1 protein-coding gene is annotated in these 268 nt (G+C 44.8%); it reads right to left on the bottom strand.

The window, feature by feature from the left end:
* On the bottom strand, window positions 1–205 hold a 205-nt coding region (locus tag NLF92_RS13075), incomplete at its 3' end, for a precorrin-2 dehydrogenase/sirohydrochlorin ferrochelatase family protein (protein WP_284700442.1).
* Window positions 206–268: the final 63 nt, after the last annotated feature.

The raw sequence follows: 268 nt of genomic DNA, 5'->3' as shown, positions 1-268 counted from the left end.
TTACATCTTCCGCATCCACTTTCTTTTTCTTCCAAATCAGCTGATATGTCTCAATGAGATTCGCCATTTCATCACAAATGTCAGGGCTCACAATGGTTATGTTGCATGGCTCCATGCATAGCGCACTCGTCCTTCTAGCCGCAATCCTTCCACCGCCGGCAATCAGCACGTGTTTATTGGTTAGATCAAGATGAACTGGAAGCATGGCTTTCTCCTTGAAAACGAAACGCATCCTCTTTGTTTAAGATCGTTTCCTGCACACGTTCAA

The sequence above is a fragment of the Opacimonas viscosa genome, from assembly GCF_024199005.1.
Classification (GTDB): domain Bacteria; phylum Pseudomonadota; class Gammaproteobacteria; order Enterobacterales; family Alteromonadaceae; genus Opacimonas; species Opacimonas viscosa.
The sequence above is the reverse complement of the archived record's forward strand: the minus strand, read 5'-3'. Positions and strand labels throughout refer to the sequence as shown.